The following is an 18,739-nucleotide window of genomic DNA, read 5'->3' as shown; positions in this document are numbered from 1 at the left end:
ATGCTACGTCCCGTCCCCGTTACAGTCCAGCGGTCTATCTTTCAACGGGTTACGGTCGTTACATAACGCGACGGGACGATGACGGATCGATTACGCGGCGCTGCGCCGGGCCGGTGCGCCGCCGATCTCGCGGGTGATTTTCGCGATGCATTCGTGCAGCGCGGGCACCACGTGTTCCTGCAGCCATTCGGCCGAACACTGGCTCGATGCGCCGCCGCAGTTCACCGAGTAGCGCTGGCCCGACGGGCCGACGAAGCCGGCCGCGACCGCGTTCAGCCCTTCGCGCCATTCGCCGATCGCGATCGCGTGGCCTGCGCGCATCGCGTCCTCGAGCCCGGGGTTCAGGCGCGCCGACACGTGCGGCCAATCGTCGCCGGCCGTCGCGCGCAGCGCGTCGAGCAGCGTGCGCCGCTCGTCGTCCTCCAGCGCCGCGAGATACGCGCGGCCGACCGCGGTGCGTGCGATGTCCATCCGCGAGCCGATCTCGAGGCGCGTGACCAGCACCGCCGAGCGCGGCCGGATCACGTCGATCGCGACCATGTCGAGCCGGTCGCGCACCGCGAGGTGCACCGACAGCGACGTGCGCTCGGCCAGCTCGATCATGAACGGCCGCGAGCGCGCGCGGATATCGAAGTTGCGCAGGAAGCCGTGGCTCAGCTCCAGCACCGACGCGGTCAGCACGAAGCGCTCGCTGTCGGGCAGCTGGAACAGGAAGCCGGCGCTGACGAGCGTCGCCGTGATGCGCGACACGGTCGGCTTCGGGATGCCCGTCAATTCGGTCAGCTCGCGGTTGCTGACGGGGGCGTCGGCGGCCGCGATGCGGCGCAGCACGGCGAGGCCGCGCGCGAGCGCGGTGATCTCGTCCGGCGCCGATTCACGGTCCCGGGGTGCGGGAGGCGTTACAGATATCGACACGAGGAATTCTCTCTATTTCCGAAACTCGATTTCAATTTTGTTGGTATCGTAAGATGATTGTCAAAAGATGCATGTTCCGTGGGTGAATCGTTCATCGTATGGGATTTTACGGGTTCACCCTTGGTTTATTAGGAAAGTTCTCAAATGACCATTGCCGGAAAGTGCAGGAGCCGGTGCAAATACCGCTTGACTTGTCGGGCGGAAACGGAAAGAATGTCTCACGTTTTCGAAACATCGTTTCAGGAGTTTAACCGGCAACGGTGTTTCGCGCAGTCTCTCAGGTTCTAGCACGGCCCTCGGAATGGCTAGAACTTTTTTAGCGCCACGGTCTCCGTGGCGCTTTTTTTTGCCCGTTATCGGCGCGCAACAAAGTTTGCAGCAGCTAGCAAGAGCGGTTTCAAAAACGTCAAAGTATGCCGCATTGCCGAAGGTTGTTGTTCGGCGCCCGATCTGGAGCGCTATTTCCTCATCCACGTGATGTCCGGCGGTTCGACTGCCTCGGCGCTATCTGGGTGATCACGTCGACCCCATGATGCGCGTACCCAGTGAAATACCGAGCGCCGATAGCGAAGCGTTGATCTTCTGCTGATCGCGTTCCCAACGCGACAGTGCGGCGTCGAACGCCGTGCCGCGCGCGAAAGCCTGCATCGCTTCGGCGAGTCCAACCGCGTTGTCCGCCGCCTTTGCCACGCCGGCGGCGGTATGTGGGCGGACAAGGCAAGCTGCGTCGCCAAGCAGTACCGCGCGGCCGAACACCATTTGCTCGACGACAAGATCCCGAATTGCCTGTGCGAACGGCGCGTGCGTTGCGTCGACGAGCGCGGCGAGCGTCGGTGCGAGCAGGTTGCGGGCCGCGTCGACGAGTTCCGACCGATGGTCGTCGCGCATTGCACCGGGCGGCAGCGATCCGTCTCGCTGTGTGCCGTCCCGGGAAAGAAACAGTTCAGGTAGCTTGTCGTACGAGAGACGCCGGTACCACACCCAGTTCACGCGCCGTTTGCCGGGCTCGACGGTGCCGTCGCGACCTGGCACCAGGTAGGTCAGGAACAGATGTGCGTCACCCTGCTGAAACGTAAAGCGGTTGCGCAGCACGCGAAGTACCTGATCGGGCAGGTCATGTTCGTCCACGAGCCCGCGCCACGCAACGTAGCCCGCATAGGTGGGTTGCGAATCGGGCAGCAGTTGCGCGCGCACGCCGGAGCGCCCGCCATCCGCGCCGACGAGCAGATCCGCGTGTTCTACCCGGCCGCTCGCGAAATGCGCGGTGACGCGCGCGCCATCGGAATCGAGTCGCTCGAACGTCTCGCCTGCATGGACGACGCCCGCTGGCAGCGCGCGCTTCAGCGCCGTATAGATCACATTCCACGCAGTCTGGGTTTGCGGCATGCGCATTTGCTGCACGATCCGGTCACCCTCGTCGAGATAGATCCGCTCGCTCGAATCCACGCCGGTATCGCCCGGCATCGGTACGCCGCCGAATGCGAACGCGCGGACGATCGGCGGCTGCAGGACGATGCCTCCGCCGCGGCTATCGAGCTCGCTCGGCGACTGTTCGAACACGCTGACGCGCCATCCTGCCGCACGCAGCGCAGTTGCCGTGAAGAGTCCGCCTACCGATCCGCCGATCACGAGTGCCCGCGGCGTCGATACGTCATTCATGAAGTGCTCCTGTCAACCAGTGGATCGCGCGTGCCGCGCGTCCGATTTCCTGTGCCTCGATGCCGGTGCGCCGCGGATTCAACCTTCCCAGCTCTTCAGGAAATCGAGCAGCAGCGCGTTGACGCGTTCCGGCTGTTCTTCCTGCGGAAGGTGGCCGCATTGCGCGATGGGCTCGGCCCGAAGATGTGTCGCCATGCTTTCCCAGACGGATTTCATGTCGAACATCTTGCCGACCGCGTAGAAATCCTCACCCCAGATCGCCATGGTCGGGCATGCGATCTTCACATCGGCGTCGGCGAGATCCTGTTTGACGTCTTCCGCGTTCGCGCGGTAGTCGGCGAGTGCGCCACGTACGGCGCCGGGACGACGATAGGCCCGCACATACGTGTCGAACGCCTCGCCGGAAATGGCGTGCGGGTTGTAGCACCAGTCGGAGAAGAAGTAGCTGAGCCACTCGGCTTCCTTGCCGGCAATCAGTGCTTCGGGCAGGTCCGCTACCTGATGAAACAGGAAGAACCAGTACGCGCGTGCCGTCTGGGCTGTCATGTTCTCCGCGACGATGCGGGTCGGCACGTTGTCCATCACGACAAGGCGCTCGAGGCGCTCGGGGAAGTCCTTCGCGAAGCGTGTCGCGACGCGTGCGCCGCGATCGTGTCCGACCAGCGCGATTCGACCGATGCCAAGCGTGTCGAGCAATGCGACGAGATCGCGGGCCATGTTGCGTTTGTCGTAGCCGGCGGCCGGCTTGTCGGTTTCGCCGTAGCCGCGCAGGTCGGGCACGATGACGCGGTAGCGTTGCGCCAGGACGGGAATCTGGAAGCGCCATGCGAAGCTGGTTTCCGGGAAACCGTGCAGCAGGACCACGACAGGCCCGCTGCCCGCGTCGATGAAATGTTGTCGAATTCCGTTCGCAGTGACGGTGTGGTGAACGATCGAAGGCGTGGTGGTGGACATGTGTCGGTTCCCGTTTCGGTTCGGACGACGCGCCATCGGAGCGACGTGCGCGCGAGTGCTGTCCGAGCATAGGCGAAGCAACATGGCCAGTCGCATGAATTGTTCTGAATAACGATGAAGGTGTTCCTGGGAGGAGGGCGACCTCCAATGCCCGCTGTGAGCCGTGCGGCGCGTGGCGTCAGTGCGGCGTGCGCGCAAAAAAAAGCGCGACGCCCGCAATGGGCATCGCGCATGAACCGGCGTGGAGCGCCGACGAATGAAACGTGATGAAGAGAGGGACGCCCGGCCACGGGCGTCCGGCAGGAATCCCCCGGCCGTTCAGGCCTTCGCGAGCTTGATGCTGGTCGGCTCGGCCGTCAGGTAGCCGACGCAGGCGCCGAAGCGGTCCTTGTAGTTCGCGCGCACGAGCGGGTCGAGCGTCGACTTGACCTTGTCGTGCAGCGGCGTCTCCCAGTCGCCCACGTGCTGGAAGTTGCTCATGACGTAGGTCCAGCCGTTGATCTCGTCGACCGCGTGCAGGCCCGTCGATTCGGCGCCGGCCGGGCACGACAGCACGCGTGCGAGCGACTTCGTGTCGACGTTGTACGCCCACAGGAAGTTGTTGACGTGCATGCCCGAGTCTTCGCCGATGAAGAGCGTGCGCAGCTTTTCGGAGAACTTCAGGTTGTCGGGGTTCGCGATCTTGTCCGGATTCGCGAGGTTGCCGAGCGCGTCGGCCGCGGCGAGGTCCTCGCCGACGAGCGCCGCCGGCGCGGCCATGTCGACCGGCACCCATTCGCTGTCGATCGCGCCGCCCGACGTGTCGCGCTGGCCGGCCTTCAGGTTCAGCGCATAGACGGCGCCCGCGGCGATCTTCTTGTCCACCGCGACGTCGCGCGACACCGCGTTGCCCTTGACCATCGACGTCTCGATCCGCGACATCGCCGTGTAGACGATCTTGTCCTTCGCGTTCACCGTCGTGCCTTCGAGCTTCGTGAACGCCATGCTGCCGCCGATCAGCGCCGCATAGCGGTGCGTCTCGAGGAACGCGGCCGCCTTTTCCATCCCCGGCTTCACGCGCATCCAGTTGAACTTGCCGCCGAAGTGGATCTTCGTGTAGCTCGCGTCGCTCGGGTCGGTCGTCGTCAGGTCCATGATGTCCGACGCCTTCAGCGTGTTCGCGAGCGTCTCGATCTCGCTGCTCGTCGCGTGGCCGATCCTGATCCACGTCAGCGTCGCGCTGCCGGCGCCGGCGGACGACGTCTGCGTCCACTTCGCGACGTACAGTGTGCCGGCCGACAGGTCGGCCGCCTTGTCGGCGACGAACATGAACAGGCCGCCGTTGGTGGCGTCGTCACCCATCATCACGGTGCGCTGGTCCGGCATCACCTGGATCAGCTCGTGCGAGATGCGGCCGAGGCAGTAGTGCTTCTTCACCGTGCCGGTGCCGTCCGGGTTCACCGTGATCTCGGGCAGATGGCCGTAGTGATACGGGTTCGCCTTGGTCTCGTCGCCGAACGTGTTCTTGCTGAATGCCTTGAACTGCGCGTCGGTCGCGGCCTTCGTCGCGTCCGGCTCGTATTCCTCGCTCGACAGGTGCGTGCCCCACGGCGACAGGCTCGCGCCGCAGGTGATCCACAGGCCGTGCGCGCTCGACGTATCGACGTTGTGATACTTGACGACCTTCAGCGCGCCGCTGGACGGATCCTGATCGAGCGTGATCACCGCGATCGGCGACGGCAGCTGGCCGTACTGCGAGGCGCTTGCCTGGTCGCGCGTCGTGTATTCGAACTGCACGACCGCGAACACCGTGTTGCCCTTCACGCCGGCGACGTTCGCGTTCTTCAGCGTCAGCAGCGAACTGCCGTCCGGGCAGTCCGAATAGAACTGGCGCTCCTTGCCGGCCACCGAGCGGTCGATGATCGGCTGGTTGTTGATGTCGTAGTAGCCGCCCGCGAGCGTCGTGCCGCCCTTGCCGTCCGGCACCATGTCGCCCGTCACGAAGAACGGCCGGTACGCCAGCTTGAAGTTGCGCGACGAGCCGTCCGAGAACGACACCGACAGCGTCGAGCCGACCGTCGTCGTGGCCATCGCGGCCGCGTTGTCGAGCGAGGGCGCGGCCATCGCCGAGAACGCCGCCGACGTGTAGGCGGCGGCCGGCGTCGCCGTCGGATTGTCGTCGCCACCGCAACCGGTCAGGAGAGCCGGCAGCGCGAGGCCGGAGAGGGGCAGCATGGGCGCGCCGGCGAGGATCTTCAGGGCCTGACGACGGGAAGCATTGGGCAACGCGGGCATGTGGAGTCCAGTTTCAGATGTTGGAAGAATGGCCGTCGCGAAGCAGGCTCGCAGCAAGCAAGGCGAAGGCAAGTTGAAAACTGGACCGAAGTGTAGGGATGCTAGATGAAAGTTTTTTGAATCGAAAACGTAATGACGTCCGTCAGGTGTGCTGGCGGACGCCGGTTTCGTGCTTGATGGTGTTCAATCGCGCTCGGGCGTCGCCGAGATGCGGTGGATCGACAGGTCGGCGCCGTCGAATTCGGCTTCGCGATCGAGGCGCAGCCCGACGGTGGCCTTCAGCGCGCCATACACGAGCGTGCCGCCCGCGGTGGCGATCGCGATGCCGCCGAGCGTGCCGATGAGCTGCGACACGAACGACACGCCGCCGAGGCCGCCGAACACGGGCTGCCCGAACACCCCGGCCGCAATGCCGCCGAGCGCGCCGCACAACCCGTGCAGCGGCCACACGCCGAGCACGTCGTCGATGCGCCATTTGTTCTGCACGCAGGTGAACATCGCGACGAATATCGCGCCGGCCGCGGCACCCGTGACGAGCGCACCGATCGGGTGCATCACGTCGGAGCCCGCGCAGACCGCGACGAGGCCCGCGAGCGGGCCGTTGTACGTGAAGCCCGGATCGTTGCGGCCGGCCATCCACGCGGCGAGCGTGCCGCCGACCATCGCCATCAGCGAGTTCACGGCGACGAGGCCGCTGATCTTGTCGAGCGTCTGCGCGCTCATCACGTTGAAGCCGAACCAGCCGACCGCGAGCACCCACGCGCCGAGCGCGAGGAACGGAATGTTCGACGGCGGATGCGCGGCGATCCGGCCGTCCTTCGCATAGCGGCCGTGGCGTGCGCCGAGCAGCAGCACGGCCGGCAGCGCGACCCAGCCGCCGAATGCGTGCACGACGACCGAGCCCGCGAAATCATGGAATGGCGCGCCGAACGCATGCGTGAGCCAGTCCTGCACGCCGAAGCGGTCGTTCCATGCGATCCCTTCGAAGAACGGATAGATGAAGCCGACGATGATCAGCGTCGCGACGAGCTGCGGATTGAATTTCGCGCGCTCCGCGATGCCGCCGGACACGATCGCGGGGATGGCCGCCGCGAACGTCAGCAGGAAGAAGAAGCGCACGAGCGCGTAGCCGTTGTGCTGCGACAGCGTGCCGATGTCGTCGAAGAACTCGACGCCGTACGCGATCGTGTAGCCGATGAAGAAGTACGGGAGCGTCGACACCGAGAAGTCGACCAGGATCTTCACGAGCGCGTTGACCTGGTTCTTCTTGCGGACCGTGCCGAGCTCGAGGAATGCAAAGCCCGCGTGCATCGCGAGCACCATGACGGCGCCGATCAACAGGAACAGTGTATCGACGCCGGATTTCAGACCATCCATGCCGTGGCTTCCTTGCGCAAAAAATGCGCGAGGAATGCAAGTATCGAGCCAACTTGGTGAATTACTGCGTGCAAATGGTGCGAAAGGCCGCGCGGTGCGGCATTCCGGTGAAGCATGCACGGTCGCGGGGCGGGTTGGATGCGGCGAAAGGAGCGCAGCCGGTGCACGCGCGTGGTGCGAAACGTGCGCAACTGGTGCGCGACGCGCGGCGCGGGGCGGCGTGATGTGCCGCGATGCACCGGTCTGGCGCGTCAGCGACGCGCGAACAGCGTGCGCGGCCGCCGCAGCCGCAGCGCGCAGGCGGACCAGTAGACGGCGACGGCCGCGAGCCCGAGTGCCGCGAACGTGAGCGCGGCGACGCCCGCGTGCGACTGGCCGTCGCCGTCGGGGCCGAGGATGCCTTGCGCGACGATCAGCGCAGCCGTCCAGAAGCCGATCACCGCTTGAACGAGCAGGCGCGCGCACGCCACGCGGCGCGCACGCCCGACGGCACGCAGGCGCGTCGCGGAGGGCGAGCGAAGACACAGGAACAGGGTGGCGGCGAGCACGGCGGCCAGCGCGATGAACCAGTCGATGAGGAAAGCCATGGAGAAGCGGGAAGCGGACGGAGCGGATGGAAGGCTGCCCACTTTAGTGTCGGCGCGTGGGCGATTGAATCAGACGAGTCCGAAATTGAAAGGCATTTTTAAGCGGGAGTGGTCAGTGGCCCTGTTCCACAAGCGGTATCATCGGCATCGGTCCAACCATTCAGGCCGTGCGGCGCACGGCCGGAGATTGCTGATGAAGATGAAAACTTCGCGGGCGCGTCGCGCGCCCGGGTTCGTGCTGGCGGCCGCGGCCGTCGGTGCGCTGCTGTTGCTCGCAGGCTGCGAGAAGTCCGGCACGCCGGCCCAGCAAGCCGATACGGCCGCAAGCGCGGCCACCGACGCCGCCAACAGCGCGGCCAAGGCGCTCGACCAGGTGGCGAGCACCGTCAACCAGCAGCTCAATGCCGCGAAGGCCGGCATCGCGAGCGCGGCCTCGGCCGTGCCGCCGCTGTCCGCGAGCGGTCTCGCGTCGGCCGCGCAGGCGCAGCTCGACGCGGCCGCTTCCGCGGTCGTCGCGCATGCGGCGTCCGAAGCGGGCGCGAAAATGGCGGAGGCCGGCAAGAAGCTGCAGCAGTGGAGCCAGCAGAATGCATCCGGCGCGAAGCCTGCCAGCGGCGAGTAAGCCGGCACTTGCGCAATCCGCGAAATGTAATTATAGTGGTTACACATTGTCGCCGGCTGCGGTTCGGGCCGGCGTCGTCAGATGAGTGAGCAATGAATACCAGCAGCCGGTTCGCGTTTGCCGTTCACGTGCTTGCCTTGCTGTCGATGCAGGAAGGCGCGCCGCTGTCGTCCGACATCATCGCGGGCAGCGTGAACACGAATCCGGCGCTGATTCGTCGTTTGCTGTCGATGCTGGCGGCTGCGGGGCTGACCACGTCGCAGCTCGGCGCGGGCGGCGGTGCGCTGCTGGCGCGCGAGCCGGGCGAGATCACATTGCTCGACGTGTATCGCGCGGTCGACGATGCGCAGTTGTTCGCGCTGCATCGCGAGGCGCCGAATCCCGCGTGTCTCGTCGGGCGGCACATCCAGGGCGTGCTGATCGACTACATCGGCGACGCGCAGCGCGCGATGGAAGCATCGCTTGCCACGCGCACCCTCGCGGACGTCACGGCCGACGTGCTCGAATCGGAGCATCGCAGCCGGCCCGCGGGAAGCGCCGGCGGCTAAGCGCAGGCGATGGATGATGCAGGGCAGGAGGCTGGGCGACCCGCACGCGCGGCGGCCGGCACGACGGAGTTTCGCTCCGTTTTTTTTCGGTCTTATATGTAATCACTTTAGTTACTTTTTCTTTCTGGAGAATCGACATGACGCAACGTACCCTGAACATCGCACTGTTTGGCGCCACCGGGATGATCGGTTCGCGCATCGCCGCGGAAGCCGCGCGCCGCGGCCATCGCGTGACCGCGCTGTCGCGCCACCCGGGCGCATCCGCCGACGGCATCGTCGCGAAGGCGGCCGACCTGTTCGATGCGGCCAGCATCGCGGCCGCGCTGCCGGGTCATGACGTCGTCGCGAGCGCGTACGGTCCGAAGCAGGACGATGCCGCGAAGGTCGTCGCGGCGGCAAAGGCGCTGGTGGCCGGCACGCGTCAGGCGGGCCTGAAGCGGCTCGTGGTGGTGGGCGGCGCCGGTTCGCTCGAAGTCGCGCCGGGCAAGCAGCTGGTCGACACCGAAGGCTTCCCGGACGCATACAAGGCCGTCGCGCTCGCGCATCGCGATGCGCTCGACTATCTGCAAACGGTCGGTGATCTCGACTGGACGTTCTTCGCGCCGGCCGCCATGATCGCGCCGGGCGAGCGCACGGGCACGTTCCGCACGGGCGTCGGCAAGCTGATCGTGGACGCGCAGGGCAACAGCCAGATCTCGGCGGAAGACTACGCGGTCGCGTTCGTCGATGCGCTCGAGCAAGACAGCTTCGTGCGCGAGATCGCGACGGTCGCGTATTGAGCGATATCGCGACATCACGGCGAGGCGGTGCGCGCGTGGCGCGTTCTCCGTGAGCGTCCGTGAGCGGCTCTTAGCCCACGCGGTCGCAACGACTTCAGGCGATTCCACCTTGACGGGGGGGATCGCCTGTTTCATTTGGGGTGCCGCTCATCGACAGACCGACGCGCGCGTGATTCCGCGCATCGCGCGCGTATCCCCAGCTGATTGGTATTTATCCCGGTCGACGCCGCGCAGCGGTTTCCATATCGTTCCCCGTCATGCACGATGTATAGAAAAAATTTCTATCTACGAAGGACTGGGGAAATGGATGCCATCGATCGCAAGCTGCTGGAGCTGTTGCAGGCAGATGCCACATTGCCGATCGCGGAACTCGCGCAGCGCGTGAACCTGTCGCAGACGCCCTGCTGGAAGCGCGTGCAGCGGCTCAAGGAAACCGGCGCGATCCGCGCGCAGGTCGCGCTGTGCGATCCACGCAAGCTTGGAGTCGGCACGACCGTGTTCGTCGCGATTCGCACGAACCAGCACACCGAGGAGTGGGCGCAGCGTTTCACGCAGGCCGTGCGCGACATGCCGGAAGTCGTCGAGGTGTACCGGATGAGCGGCGAGACCGACTATCTGCTGCGGGTCGTGGTGGCCGGCATCGACGATTACGATCGCGTGTACAAGCAGCTGATCCGCGCGGTGCCGCTGTTCGACGTGAGCTCGTCGTTCGCGATGGAGCAGATCAAGTATTCGACCGCGCTGCCGGTGCGCGATCTGTCCGAGCCGGCGTAGCGCGGTAGGGCGGCTCGGACAGAGCACGCCGCCCTCGTCATCGCGCTCAGCGGCCGCGCGCCAGCGCCCGGGCGCGTTCGTCCGCCAGCGCGTCGCTGCGTACGAACTCCGCGACGAACGGGCTCGCCGGATGATGGTGCAGCGCGTACGGCGTGTCCCATTGCGCGAGCCGGCCATCCTTCATCACGCCGATCCGGTCGGCGATCGCGAACGCTTCCGCCTGGTTGTGCGTGACGAGGATCGCGGTATGACCCGTGCGCTTCAGGATGTCGCGCAGTTCGAACGCGAGCCGCTCGCGCGTATCGACGTCGAGATTCGAGAACGGCTCGTCGAGCAGCAGCAGCTCCGGCGACGGCGCGAGCGCGCGGGCAAGCGCGACGCGCTGCTGCTGGCCGCCCGACAGTTCGTGCGGATACGCGCTGCCCGCATCGGCGAGACCGACGAGTTCGAGCATGTCCGCGACGCGGCTGCGGCGCTCGGCCTTCGGCAGGCGGCGCAGGCCGAACGCGACATTGTCGGCCGTGCTCAGATGCGGGAACAGCGCGTAGTCCTGGAACATCATCCCGATGCGCCGCCGCTCGGGCGGCACGTCGAGCGACGGCGCAGCGACGGGCGTGCCGTCCAGCACGATGCGCCCCATGCGCACGGGCTCGAAGCCCGCGATCGCGCGCAGCACGGTGGTCTTGCCGCAGCCCGATGCGCCGAGCAGGCAGCCGATGTCGCCGCGCGGCAGCGCGAGGCTCAGCCCGTCGACCACCGTGCGGCGGCCGTGCGGCGTGTCGTAGGCGACGCAGAGGTCGTCGAGTTCGAGCAGGTTCACGATGTCAGGCTCCGATCTTGTGACGGGTGCGCGCGAGCAGGATCACGGGCACGAGCCCGGCCAGCACGATCGCGAGCGCGGCGACCGCGCCTTCCTCATAGGTGCCGCGTGAGGCTTCCGCATACAGCCAGGTCGCCAGCGTGTCGAAATTCAGCGGGCGCAGCAGCAGGGTCGCCGGCAGCTCCTTCATCGCGTCGACGAAGACGAGCAGCGCGCTCGTCGTGAGCGCGGGGCGCAGCAGTGGCAGGTGCACGCGGCGCAGCGTGCCGCCGGCCGTCTCGCCGAGCGAGCGCGCGGCCTGTTCGAGCGACGGCGGAATGCGCGCGAGGCCCGCTTCGATGCTGCCGGTCGAGATCGCGAGAAAGCGCACGGTGTACGCGATCACGAGCGCGGCCACCGAACCCATCAGCAGCAGCCCGTCGCGGCCGAGCGCCGCGCCGAGCAGCCGGTCGGCCGCCGCGAACGGGATCAGCAGGCCGATCGCGAGCACGGTGCCCGGCACCGCATAGCCGAGGCATGCGATGCGTGCACATACGCGAGCGGGGCCCGCATGGGCGCTGTCGCGCCGCGCGCGTGCCGCCCAGGCGACGACGAGCCCGCAGGCAAGGGTGGTGACGGTCGCGGCGGCGGCGATCGTCAGCGTGTTCGCGAGCCCGGTCAGCAATTGCGCCGACACGCCGCCGACGAGATGCAGCCGCTTGCCGGTCTCGACCGCGAGGTACGCGGCCGGCGCGCCGAAGCCGATGAGCACCGGCAGCCAGCCGAGCACGGCGGCGCTCCACGCGGCCGCGCCGGTCAGCTTGCGCGGCGCGAGCGGACGCATGCGCCGGCCGTGCGCGTAGCGCTGGCGGCGGCGCCCATAGCGTTCGAGCACGATCATGCCGACGACGATCGCGAGCATCGCGAGCGCGATCTGCGCGGCGCCGGCGAGATCGGAGCGCGTGATCCATGTCGTGTAGACCGAGACGGTCAGCGTCTGCACGCCGAGGAATTCCGACGCGCCGATGTCGTTCAGCGTTTCGAGCAGCGCGAGGCTCACGCCGACCGCGATCGCGGGCCGCGCGAGCGGCACGACGACGCGCCAGAATGTCGCGATACGTCCCGCGCCGAGCGTGCGCGCGGCCTCGAGCAGGCTCGCGGACTGCGTGACGAACATCGCGCGCGTGCTCAGGTACACGTACGGATACAGCACGAAGCCGAGCACGAAGATCGCACCGGGCAGCGAGCGCAGGTCGGGCAGGCGGAACTGGCGCGGGCTGTCGAAGCCGAGCAGCCAGCGGATCGCGCCCTGCACGGGGCCGATCGGGTGGAGCAGGTCGAGATACGCGAACGCGACGATGTAGGTGGGCACCGCGAGCGGCAGCAGCAGCGCCCAGGTCAGTATCCGGCGGCCGGGAAAGTCGTACGCGGTGACGAGCCAGGCGCAGCCGGTACCGACCACCGTGACGATCGCGCCGACGCCCGCGAGCAGCAGCAGCGTATTGGCGAGCGCCTGCGGCAGCACGAACGCGCCGAGATGCTTCCAGTGCGCGAGATCGGCACCGAATGCGGCGGCGACCAGCACCGCGAGCGGCGCCGCGACCGCCGCGGCGATCGCGACGGCCGCGCCGAGCCAGAGGCTGCCCGCGCGCGAACGCAACGACCGGCGGCGCGCGCGGACGAACGATGCGTCAGTTGTCAAAGCCGACCTTGTCGACGAGCTGGCTGGCCGCCTTGCGATGCTTCGCGATGTCGGTCAGCGGCAGCGGGTCGACCTTCAGCGTGCCGAAGCTCGCGATCACCGGATCGAGCTTCACGTTCGCGCGCACCGGGTATTCGTAGTTCGCCTGCGCATAGAGCGCCTGCGCTTGCGGCGACACGAGGTATTCGAGCAGCTTCACCGCGTTGGCCTTGTTCGGTGCGTGCTTCGCGACCGTCGCGCCGCTGATGTTGACGTGCGTGCCGCCGCTCTTCGCGTTCGCGAACGTCGGCCGCACGACCTTGATCGCGTCGCCCCACTTGCGCGCATCGGTGCCCGGCTCCGCGTTCTTCATGTGACCGACGTAGTACGCGTTGGCGAGACCGACGTCGCAGATCCCGCCGAGAATGTCGCGCGCGACGTCGCGGTCGCCGCCCGTCGCCTTGCGCGCCAGGTTCGCCTTCACGCCGCGCAGCCATTTTTCGGTCGCGGCCTCGCCATCGTGCGCGATCATCGCCGCGACGAGCGCCGTGTTGTACGGATGCTGCCCCGAGCGGATGCAGACCTTGCCCTTCCATTTCGGATCGGCGAGATCCTCGTAGCGGAACGCGTCGACCTTCAGGTCCTTCTCCACATACAGCACGCGATCGCGCAGCGACAGCGCGTACCAGTCGCCCTGCGCGCCGCGCAGGTTCGCGGGAATCGCGTCGTCGAGCACCTTAGAGCGCACCGGCTGCGCGAGGCCGCCGTCGACGAGGTCGAGCAGGTTGCCGATGTCGACCGTCATCAGCACGTCGGCCGGCGACTGCGCGCCTTCCGCCTTCACGCGCTCGAGCAGGCCGTCCTTCACGAATACCGTGTTGACCTTGACGCCGCTCTGCTGCGTGAACGCGTCGATCAGCGGCTGGATCAGCTTCGGTTCGCGGGTGGTGTACAGGCTGACTTCCTCGGCGGCGTGGGCCAGCGGCGCGAACGCGGCGGCGGCAACGGCGAGGGCGCCGGCGAGCGGCAGCAGGCGGGTGCGCGGATTCGACATGGAGACTCCGGTGAGGCAGGCGGACGAAGAGGCGTTCCGGGGCGTGCCTGCCGCCCGAGCGACCCGAAACATTACAAAGCGAAAGATTTCGGATTCTAGATCGAAATGGGAATGATTATCAAATGAAAGGTATCGGAAAGCTGCGCGGAAGGCGGGATTAGGGAGGCGTAACGGCGCGTCGCGGCGCGGGCGCAAGCGCGTAGAATGCCCGCTTCAACGAATTCGACGGAGCCGGACCGACCATGAACGATCAGCGCAAGAAGAACCCTGTCCGCAATGTGAGCATCCTGATCGTCGTGGCCGTGCTGCTCGTGATCGGGACGATCGCGTACAACGCGATCTCGCAGAAGCACGCGTACGACGAGGCCCATCCGGCCGAGGCCGCGAGCGCCGCGTCGCACTGACGCCGGCACGGCCGGCATGATCGCTGCGGCCCGGTTGGCTTGGGGCGCAAGCGACGTGTGGGGAACAGCAGGAGGAGCGGCGGGCGACGCAATGCGTCGCGCCGGGACAGACGCGGGCGCCGGACCCGGCGCGCCGCATGGAAAGGTCAGTCGTGCGTCAACGTGACGCAGGCGCGAACTTCGGGCGGATCCGTGCGTAGAACACCACCGCGAGCAGCACGAGCCACCCCGCGCCGACGTAGAGCGCAACCCGCGTGTCATCGAACCAGCCGAGCATCACGATCACGAAGCCCATGAACGCGATCGTCAGCGCGGGCGCGACGGGCCACAGCGGCACCTTGAACTTCAGCGCGGCGACTTCCGCGCTCGACAGGCGACGGCGCATCGCGACCTGCGACAGCAGGATCATCAGCCACACCCACACGGTCGCGAACGTCGCGATCGCGGCGACCACCAGGAACACGTCCTTCGGCATCAGGTAGTTGAGCACCACGCCGACCAGCAGCGCGCCGGCCATCACGAGCACCGTGACCCACGGCACGCCGTGCCGCGACGTCGTCATCAGCACGCGCGGCGCCTGACCCTGCCGCGCCATCCCGAACATCATCCGGCCCGCGCCGAAGATGTCGCTGTTGATTGCCGAGATCGCCGCGCTGATCACCACGAGGTTGAGGATCGTCGCGGCCGACTTCACGCCGAGCGCCGAGAAGATCTGCACGAACGGGCTGCCGTCGCTGCCGACGCCGGTCCACGGGCTGATCGACATCAGCACGACCATCGTCAGCACGTAGAACAGCAGGATGCGCGCGGGCACCGCGTTGATCGCGCGCGGAATCACGCGCTCGGGATCCTTCGCCTCGCCTGCGCTCATCCCGATCACCTCGATGCCGCCGTACGCGAAGATCACGACCGACAGCGACGCGATCAGCCCGCCGATCCCGTTCGGGAAGAAGCCTCCATGGTTCCACAGGTTCGCGAATGTCGGCACGTCGGCCGAATGGCCGAAGTGCATGCCGGTCAGCAGGATCGCGACGCCGCCGCCGATCATCGCGACGATCGCGCCGACCTTGATGATCGACAGCCAGAATTCGAGCTCGCCGAACACCTTCACGTGGCACAGGTTCAGCCCGCAGATGACCGCGACGACACCGAGCACCCAGATCCATTGCGGCACATCCGGAAACCAGAAGCTCATGTAGATGCCGAACGCGGTGATGTCGGCGATCGCGACGATCACCATTTCGAGCGTGTAGGTCCAGCCGGTGACGAAGCCGGCGAACGGGCCGAGGTTTTCGGTCGCGTAGTGGCCGAACGAGCCGGCGACGGGTTCGCGCACGGCCATCTCGCCGAGCGCGCGCATCACCATGTAGACGGCCGCGCCGCCCAGGATGTAGGCCAGGATCACCGCCGGGCCCGCGAGCTGGATCGCGGATGCCGAGCCGTAGAACAGCCCGGTGCCGATCGCCGAGCCCAGCGCGAGAAAGCGGATGTGCCGTGCGCCCAGATGGCGCTGCAGGTTCTTCATCGAGTCTCCGATATCGTTATGCGACGGACCGGGCGAGCAGGGCCGGCCCGGTCGGCTCAAGTTGTCTATACAACTTGAATGTGAACGAATGATAACAAGCCCGGCCATGTGACCGGAATCGGGCATTCCCTGACTGGCGCAACCCGTTGAATCGCGGGTGGGACAAACGCGCGGCGCGCGCACGGGCCGGGTGGGGCGGGCGGGTCATGCTGCGGAACGGTATTGCGGGAGCGGGGAAGTGGTGGAGCGGTGGACCGCCGCCGGTCGGCCCGCTTGCATGCGCGGCCGGCCGGCGGCGGGAACGACGTCATGCGGTCATGCGGGCAGGCGGATCACGCTCGCGTCCTTGCGGATCAGCAGCGACGACGCGAGCATCTGCTTGCACTGGTGCGCGAGCACCTTCAGGTCGTGCGTGAGCTCGGCGCCCACCGCGTCGGATTTTTCCGCGGATACGACCATCGCGTCGAGGTCGCGCGTGATCTGCTTCGTCGCGTCGAGCTGGTCGGCCGGCGGCGGCTCGCCGGCTTCCGCCTTCTCGAGGTTCTCCAGCACGGCGGACAGGCCGCGGTGCAGCGCATCGTCGTGGACGAGGGTCTCGTCGGCCGCGCATGCGCTGCGGATCAGCGGCGCGGCGGCGGTGATCTGCGCGCCGAGCACGTGCGTCTGCACGAGCAGGTCGTTCAGCTCCGGCACGAAGCGCTGGTGCGCCTTCGGCTCGATCATCATCCGCTGGAACGCCTGGCCGAGGTTCGCGAACGCGATGTGCACGTCCTTGCGCGCGAGGCGGTAGCGGTAGTCGTCGTCGAGGGCCGTGGTGGGCGCTTCGATCGCCGCGGCGACGACCGGCACGACCGCCGCGCCGTCGGCGGTCGGCACCGGCGGCGGCGATGCGCCGCGTCCGGCGCGCCACACGGCCTCGAAATATTTGCGGGTCGACGTCAGCATGTCGGTGACGAGCTTGCCCATCAGCCGGTATTCCCAGTACGGGAACAGGCGGCTCGCGGCGATCGCGATCATGCAGCCGACCACGGTGTCGATCGCGCGCTCGCCGATGATCCGCATGCTGCCCGGCGCGAGCAGGTGGAACATCAGCAGCACGTACGACGACGTGAACACGACGCTCGCCGCGTAGTTGAACAGCAGCAGGCTGTAGCTCATCACCATCGAGCCGAACATGATCGCGATCAGCAGGTGCGGCTCCTTCACCGTGTAGATCAGCGCGATGCTCGCCGCGCAGCCGATCAGCGTGCCGACGATACGCTGCGCATTGCGCTGCTTGGTGAGCGAGTAGCCGGGCTTCAGGATGATGATGGTCGTCATCACGATCCAGTATGCGTTCGTGAGCGGCAGCAGCCGGCCGAGCCAGAAGCCGACCGCCACCGCGATCGTCACGCGCAGCGCGTGGCGAAAGCTCGGCGAGCGCATGTTCAGGTTCGAGAAGATCAGCAGCGGCGACATCCGGCGCCGCTGCAGGAAGCGCGTGAGCGCCTTGTCGATCTTCAGTTCCATCTGCTGCGGGTCGGCATGGCCCGACAGGTTGCGGCGCATCCGGTCGATCAGGCGCGTCGCGCTCCAGATGCGCCGGAACGTCGCGAGCACGGCCGCGTACGCTTCCGCATTGCTGGCCGGGAAGTTCTTCTTGCGCATCAGCTCGATCTCGTACTCGATCGCGCGCAGTTCGGCCTTCACGCTGATTCGCGAATGCGGCGCGCGGTTTTCGAGCACCGCGAGGCCGATCTGCTCGAGATCGGCGGCGGCCTTGCGGATCAGGTCGCGGTAGAAAATGATCAGGTCCGAGCCGCCGAACGTGTTGCGCACGAGCGGATAGTCGGTGTGCGCGCCCACGAACAGCTCGTGCAGGTCGACGCTGTTGATGAACAGGTTGTACATCGTCGCGCGGCCGGGATCGAGCTTGCCGCGACGCAGCTTCGGCAGATTGCGCAACACGATGTCGCGCGCGGTTTCCTGCGTTTCGACCGCGGTGATCTGCTTCGCGACGAGGTTGCGGTAGCACTCGTCGAGATCGGCGTCGAGATCGTAGAACTGCGCGCGCGCGAGCAGGTAGTCGGCGCAGGCGAACAGGCTTTCGGCAAGCGCCTGCTGTTCGATCCGGCGCGCCTGCCATTGCGACACGAGCGTCGCCCAGTACGTGTACCAGAGGCCGCCCGCAAGAATCCAGCCCGCGTTGACGAACGCCTCCAGCGGCGTGAACTTCTCCTCGAGCGTCATCACCATCATGAACAGCGTCGCGAAGCTGATCTGCGGCCAGCGGTTGCCGTAGACGACGATCAGCGACAGCACGAACGTGAGCGGCACGATCGTCAGCCACAGCCCGAAGATGTTCGGCGTGGCGAGGCCGGTCGCGAGCGCGGCCAGGAAGCCGATCACGCTGCACGCGAGCATTTCGTTGTGCTTGTACTTCAGCGGGCCCGGCATGTCGACGACGCACGCGCCGAGCGCGCCGGTCGAGATCGTGAAGCCGAGCTCGCGGTTGTGAAACACGATCAGGCACAGCACGGCCGGCAGCGACACGCCGACCGCGATCCGCAGGCCGCCGAAAAAGTACTGGCTGTAGAGAAACTTTCTGATTTCGACCGAATAGCGCATCGATGGGCTGAATGACAGACGAAGACGCCGGGGCGGCGTATTGACTGGCGACGAGTCTATCGTATTTCGCGGTCCGCAAAACTTGGCCGTTCGGCCGAGCTTCGTGGTGCCGGTCCTTTTGCTATCCTTGGTGCTCCTGTACGCCCGGCCCGGCCGGCGCGACGCTTCGACACCCGCTTG

Annotated in this window: 16 protein-coding genes; 5 read left to right on the top strand and 11 right to left on the bottom strand. The window is 66.9% G+C overall.

The features are described 5' to 3' along the window. Positions 1-90: 90 nt before the first annotated feature. The 6 genes from SB771_RS13155 to SB771_RS13130 form a co-directional block, all read right to left on the bottom strand. On the bottom strand, positions 91-915 hold the full coding sequence (locus SB771_RS13155) for an IclR family transcriptional regulator (RefSeq protein WP_011656418.1): 825 nt from the start codon (positions 913-915) through the stop codon (positions 91-93). 516 nt (positions 916-1,431) lie between these two features. Next, entirely contained in the window at positions 1,432-2,574 is a 1,143-nt protein-coding gene (locus tag SB771_RS13150; RefSeq protein ID WP_175661739.1) for an FAD binding domain-containing protein, read from the bottom strand. A 78-nt stretch (positions 2,575-2,652) separates the two neighbouring features. Beyond that, entirely contained in the window at positions 2,653-3,528 is an 876-nt protein-coding gene (locus SB771_RS13145) for an alpha/beta fold hydrolase (protein ID WP_175661862.1), read from the bottom strand. A gap of 318 nt (positions 3,529-3,846) precedes the next feature. After that, entirely contained in the window at positions 3,847-5,802 is a 1,956-nt protein-coding gene (locus SB771_RS13140) for a PhoX family protein (RefSeq protein WP_175661740.1), read from the bottom strand. 183 nt (positions 5,803-5,985) lie between these two features. Next, a complete protein-coding gene (locus SB771_RS13135) occupies positions 5,986-7,179 on the bottom strand; it encodes an ammonium transporter (protein ID WP_410721797.1) in 1,194 nt (397 codons plus the stop codon). 251 nt (positions 7,180-7,430) lie between these two features. Next, positions 7,431-7,766, bottom strand: a complete 336-nt coding sequence (locus SB771_RS13130; RefSeq protein WP_175661742.1) for a hypothetical protein — start codon at positions 7,764-7,766, stop codon at positions 7,431-7,433. Positions 7,767-7,959: 193 nt separating this feature from the next. Between SB771_RS13130 and SB771_RS13125 the strand changes: the two genes are divergently transcribed. From SB771_RS13125 to SB771_RS13110, 4 genes are all read left to right on the top strand, one after another. Beyond that, positions 7,960-8,388 carry a hypothetical protein gene (locus SB771_RS13125; RefSeq protein ID WP_165751135.1) on the top strand — a complete coding sequence of 143 codons (429 nt, stop codon included), beginning with the start codon at positions 7,960-7,962 and terminating at the stop codon, positions 8,386-8,388. A gap of 92 nt (positions 8,389-8,480) precedes the next feature. Further along, positions 8,481-8,936 carry an Rrf2 family transcriptional regulator gene (locus SB771_RS13120; protein ID WP_006754319.1) on the top strand — a complete coding sequence of 152 codons (456 nt, stop codon included), beginning with the start codon at positions 8,481-8,483 and terminating at the stop codon, positions 8,934-8,936. A gap of 137 nt (positions 8,937-9,073) precedes the next feature. After that, positions 9,074-9,715: an NAD(P)-dependent oxidoreductase gene (locus SB771_RS13115; RefSeq protein WP_175656001.1), complete on the top strand. Its 642-nt coding sequence runs from the start codon at positions 9,074-9,076 to the stop codon at positions 9,713-9,715. 303 nt (positions 9,716-10,018) lie between these two features. Beyond that, positions 10,019-10,489, top strand: coding sequence for an Lrp/AsnC family transcriptional regulator (locus SB771_RS13110; RefSeq protein WP_006754321.1), 471 nt, complete (start codon positions 10,019-10,021; stop codon positions 10,487-10,489). A 46-nt stretch (positions 10,490-10,535) separates the two neighbouring features. Here SB771_RS13110 and SB771_RS13105 read toward each other — a convergent pair whose 3' ends face one another. From SB771_RS13105 to SB771_RS13095, 3 genes are read right to left on the bottom strand one after another with little or no spacing between them, the layout of a single operon-like run. After that, the gene (locus SB771_RS13105; RefSeq protein WP_175661743.1) at positions 10,536-11,309 is read right to left on the bottom strand and encodes an ABC transporter ATP-binding protein; all 774 of its coding nucleotides are present in this window, start codon (positions 11,307-11,309) and stop codon (positions 10,536-10,538) included. Between the two features lie 4 nt (positions 11,310-11,313). Continuing rightward, positions 11,314-12,990: an ABC transporter permease gene (locus tag SB771_RS13100; RefSeq protein ID WP_175661744.1), complete on the bottom strand. Its 1,677-nt coding sequence runs from the start codon at positions 12,988-12,990 to the stop codon at positions 11,314-11,316. Beyond that, a complete protein-coding gene (locus SB771_RS13095) occupies positions 12,980-14,023 on the bottom strand; it encodes a Fe(3+) ABC transporter substrate-binding protein (protein WP_006754391.1) in 1,044 nt (347 codons plus the stop codon). Before SB771_RS13095 ends, SB771_RS13100 begins: the two co-directional genes overlap by 11 nt. Before the next feature lie 242 nt (positions 14,024-14,265). On the opposite strand from SB771_RS13095, the gene SB771_RS13090 reads away from it, so the two are divergent. Further along, the gene (locus tag SB771_RS13090) at positions 14,266-14,427 is read left to right on the top strand and encodes a hypothetical protein (protein WP_006754390.1); all 162 of its coding nucleotides are present in this window, start codon (positions 14,266-14,268) and stop codon (positions 14,425-14,427) included. A 157-nt stretch (positions 14,428-14,584) separates the two neighbouring features. Here the strand turns inward: SB771_RS13090 and SB771_RS13085 are convergent, their stop codons facing one another. Further along, positions 14,585-15,952 (bottom strand): amino acid permease, encoded by a 1,368-nt coding sequence (locus tag SB771_RS13085; protein ID WP_175661745.1) that lies wholly within the window; start codon positions 15,950-15,952, stop codon positions 14,585-14,587. A gap of 315 nt (positions 15,953-16,267) precedes the next feature. Next, a complete protein-coding gene (locus SB771_RS13080; RefSeq protein ID WP_175661746.1) occupies positions 16,268-18,559 on the bottom strand; it encodes an FUSC family protein in 2,292 nt (763 codons plus the stop codon). Between the last annotated feature and the right edge of the window lie 180 nt (positions 18,560-18,739).

It is taken from the genome of Burkholderia sp. SIMBA_051, from assembly GCF_046534915.1.
Classification (GTDB): Bacteria; Pseudomonadota; Gammaproteobacteria; order Burkholderiales; family Burkholderiaceae; genus Burkholderia; species Burkholderia ambifaria.
The sequence above is the reverse complement of the archived record's forward strand: the minus strand, read 5'-3'. Positions and strand labels throughout refer to the sequence as shown.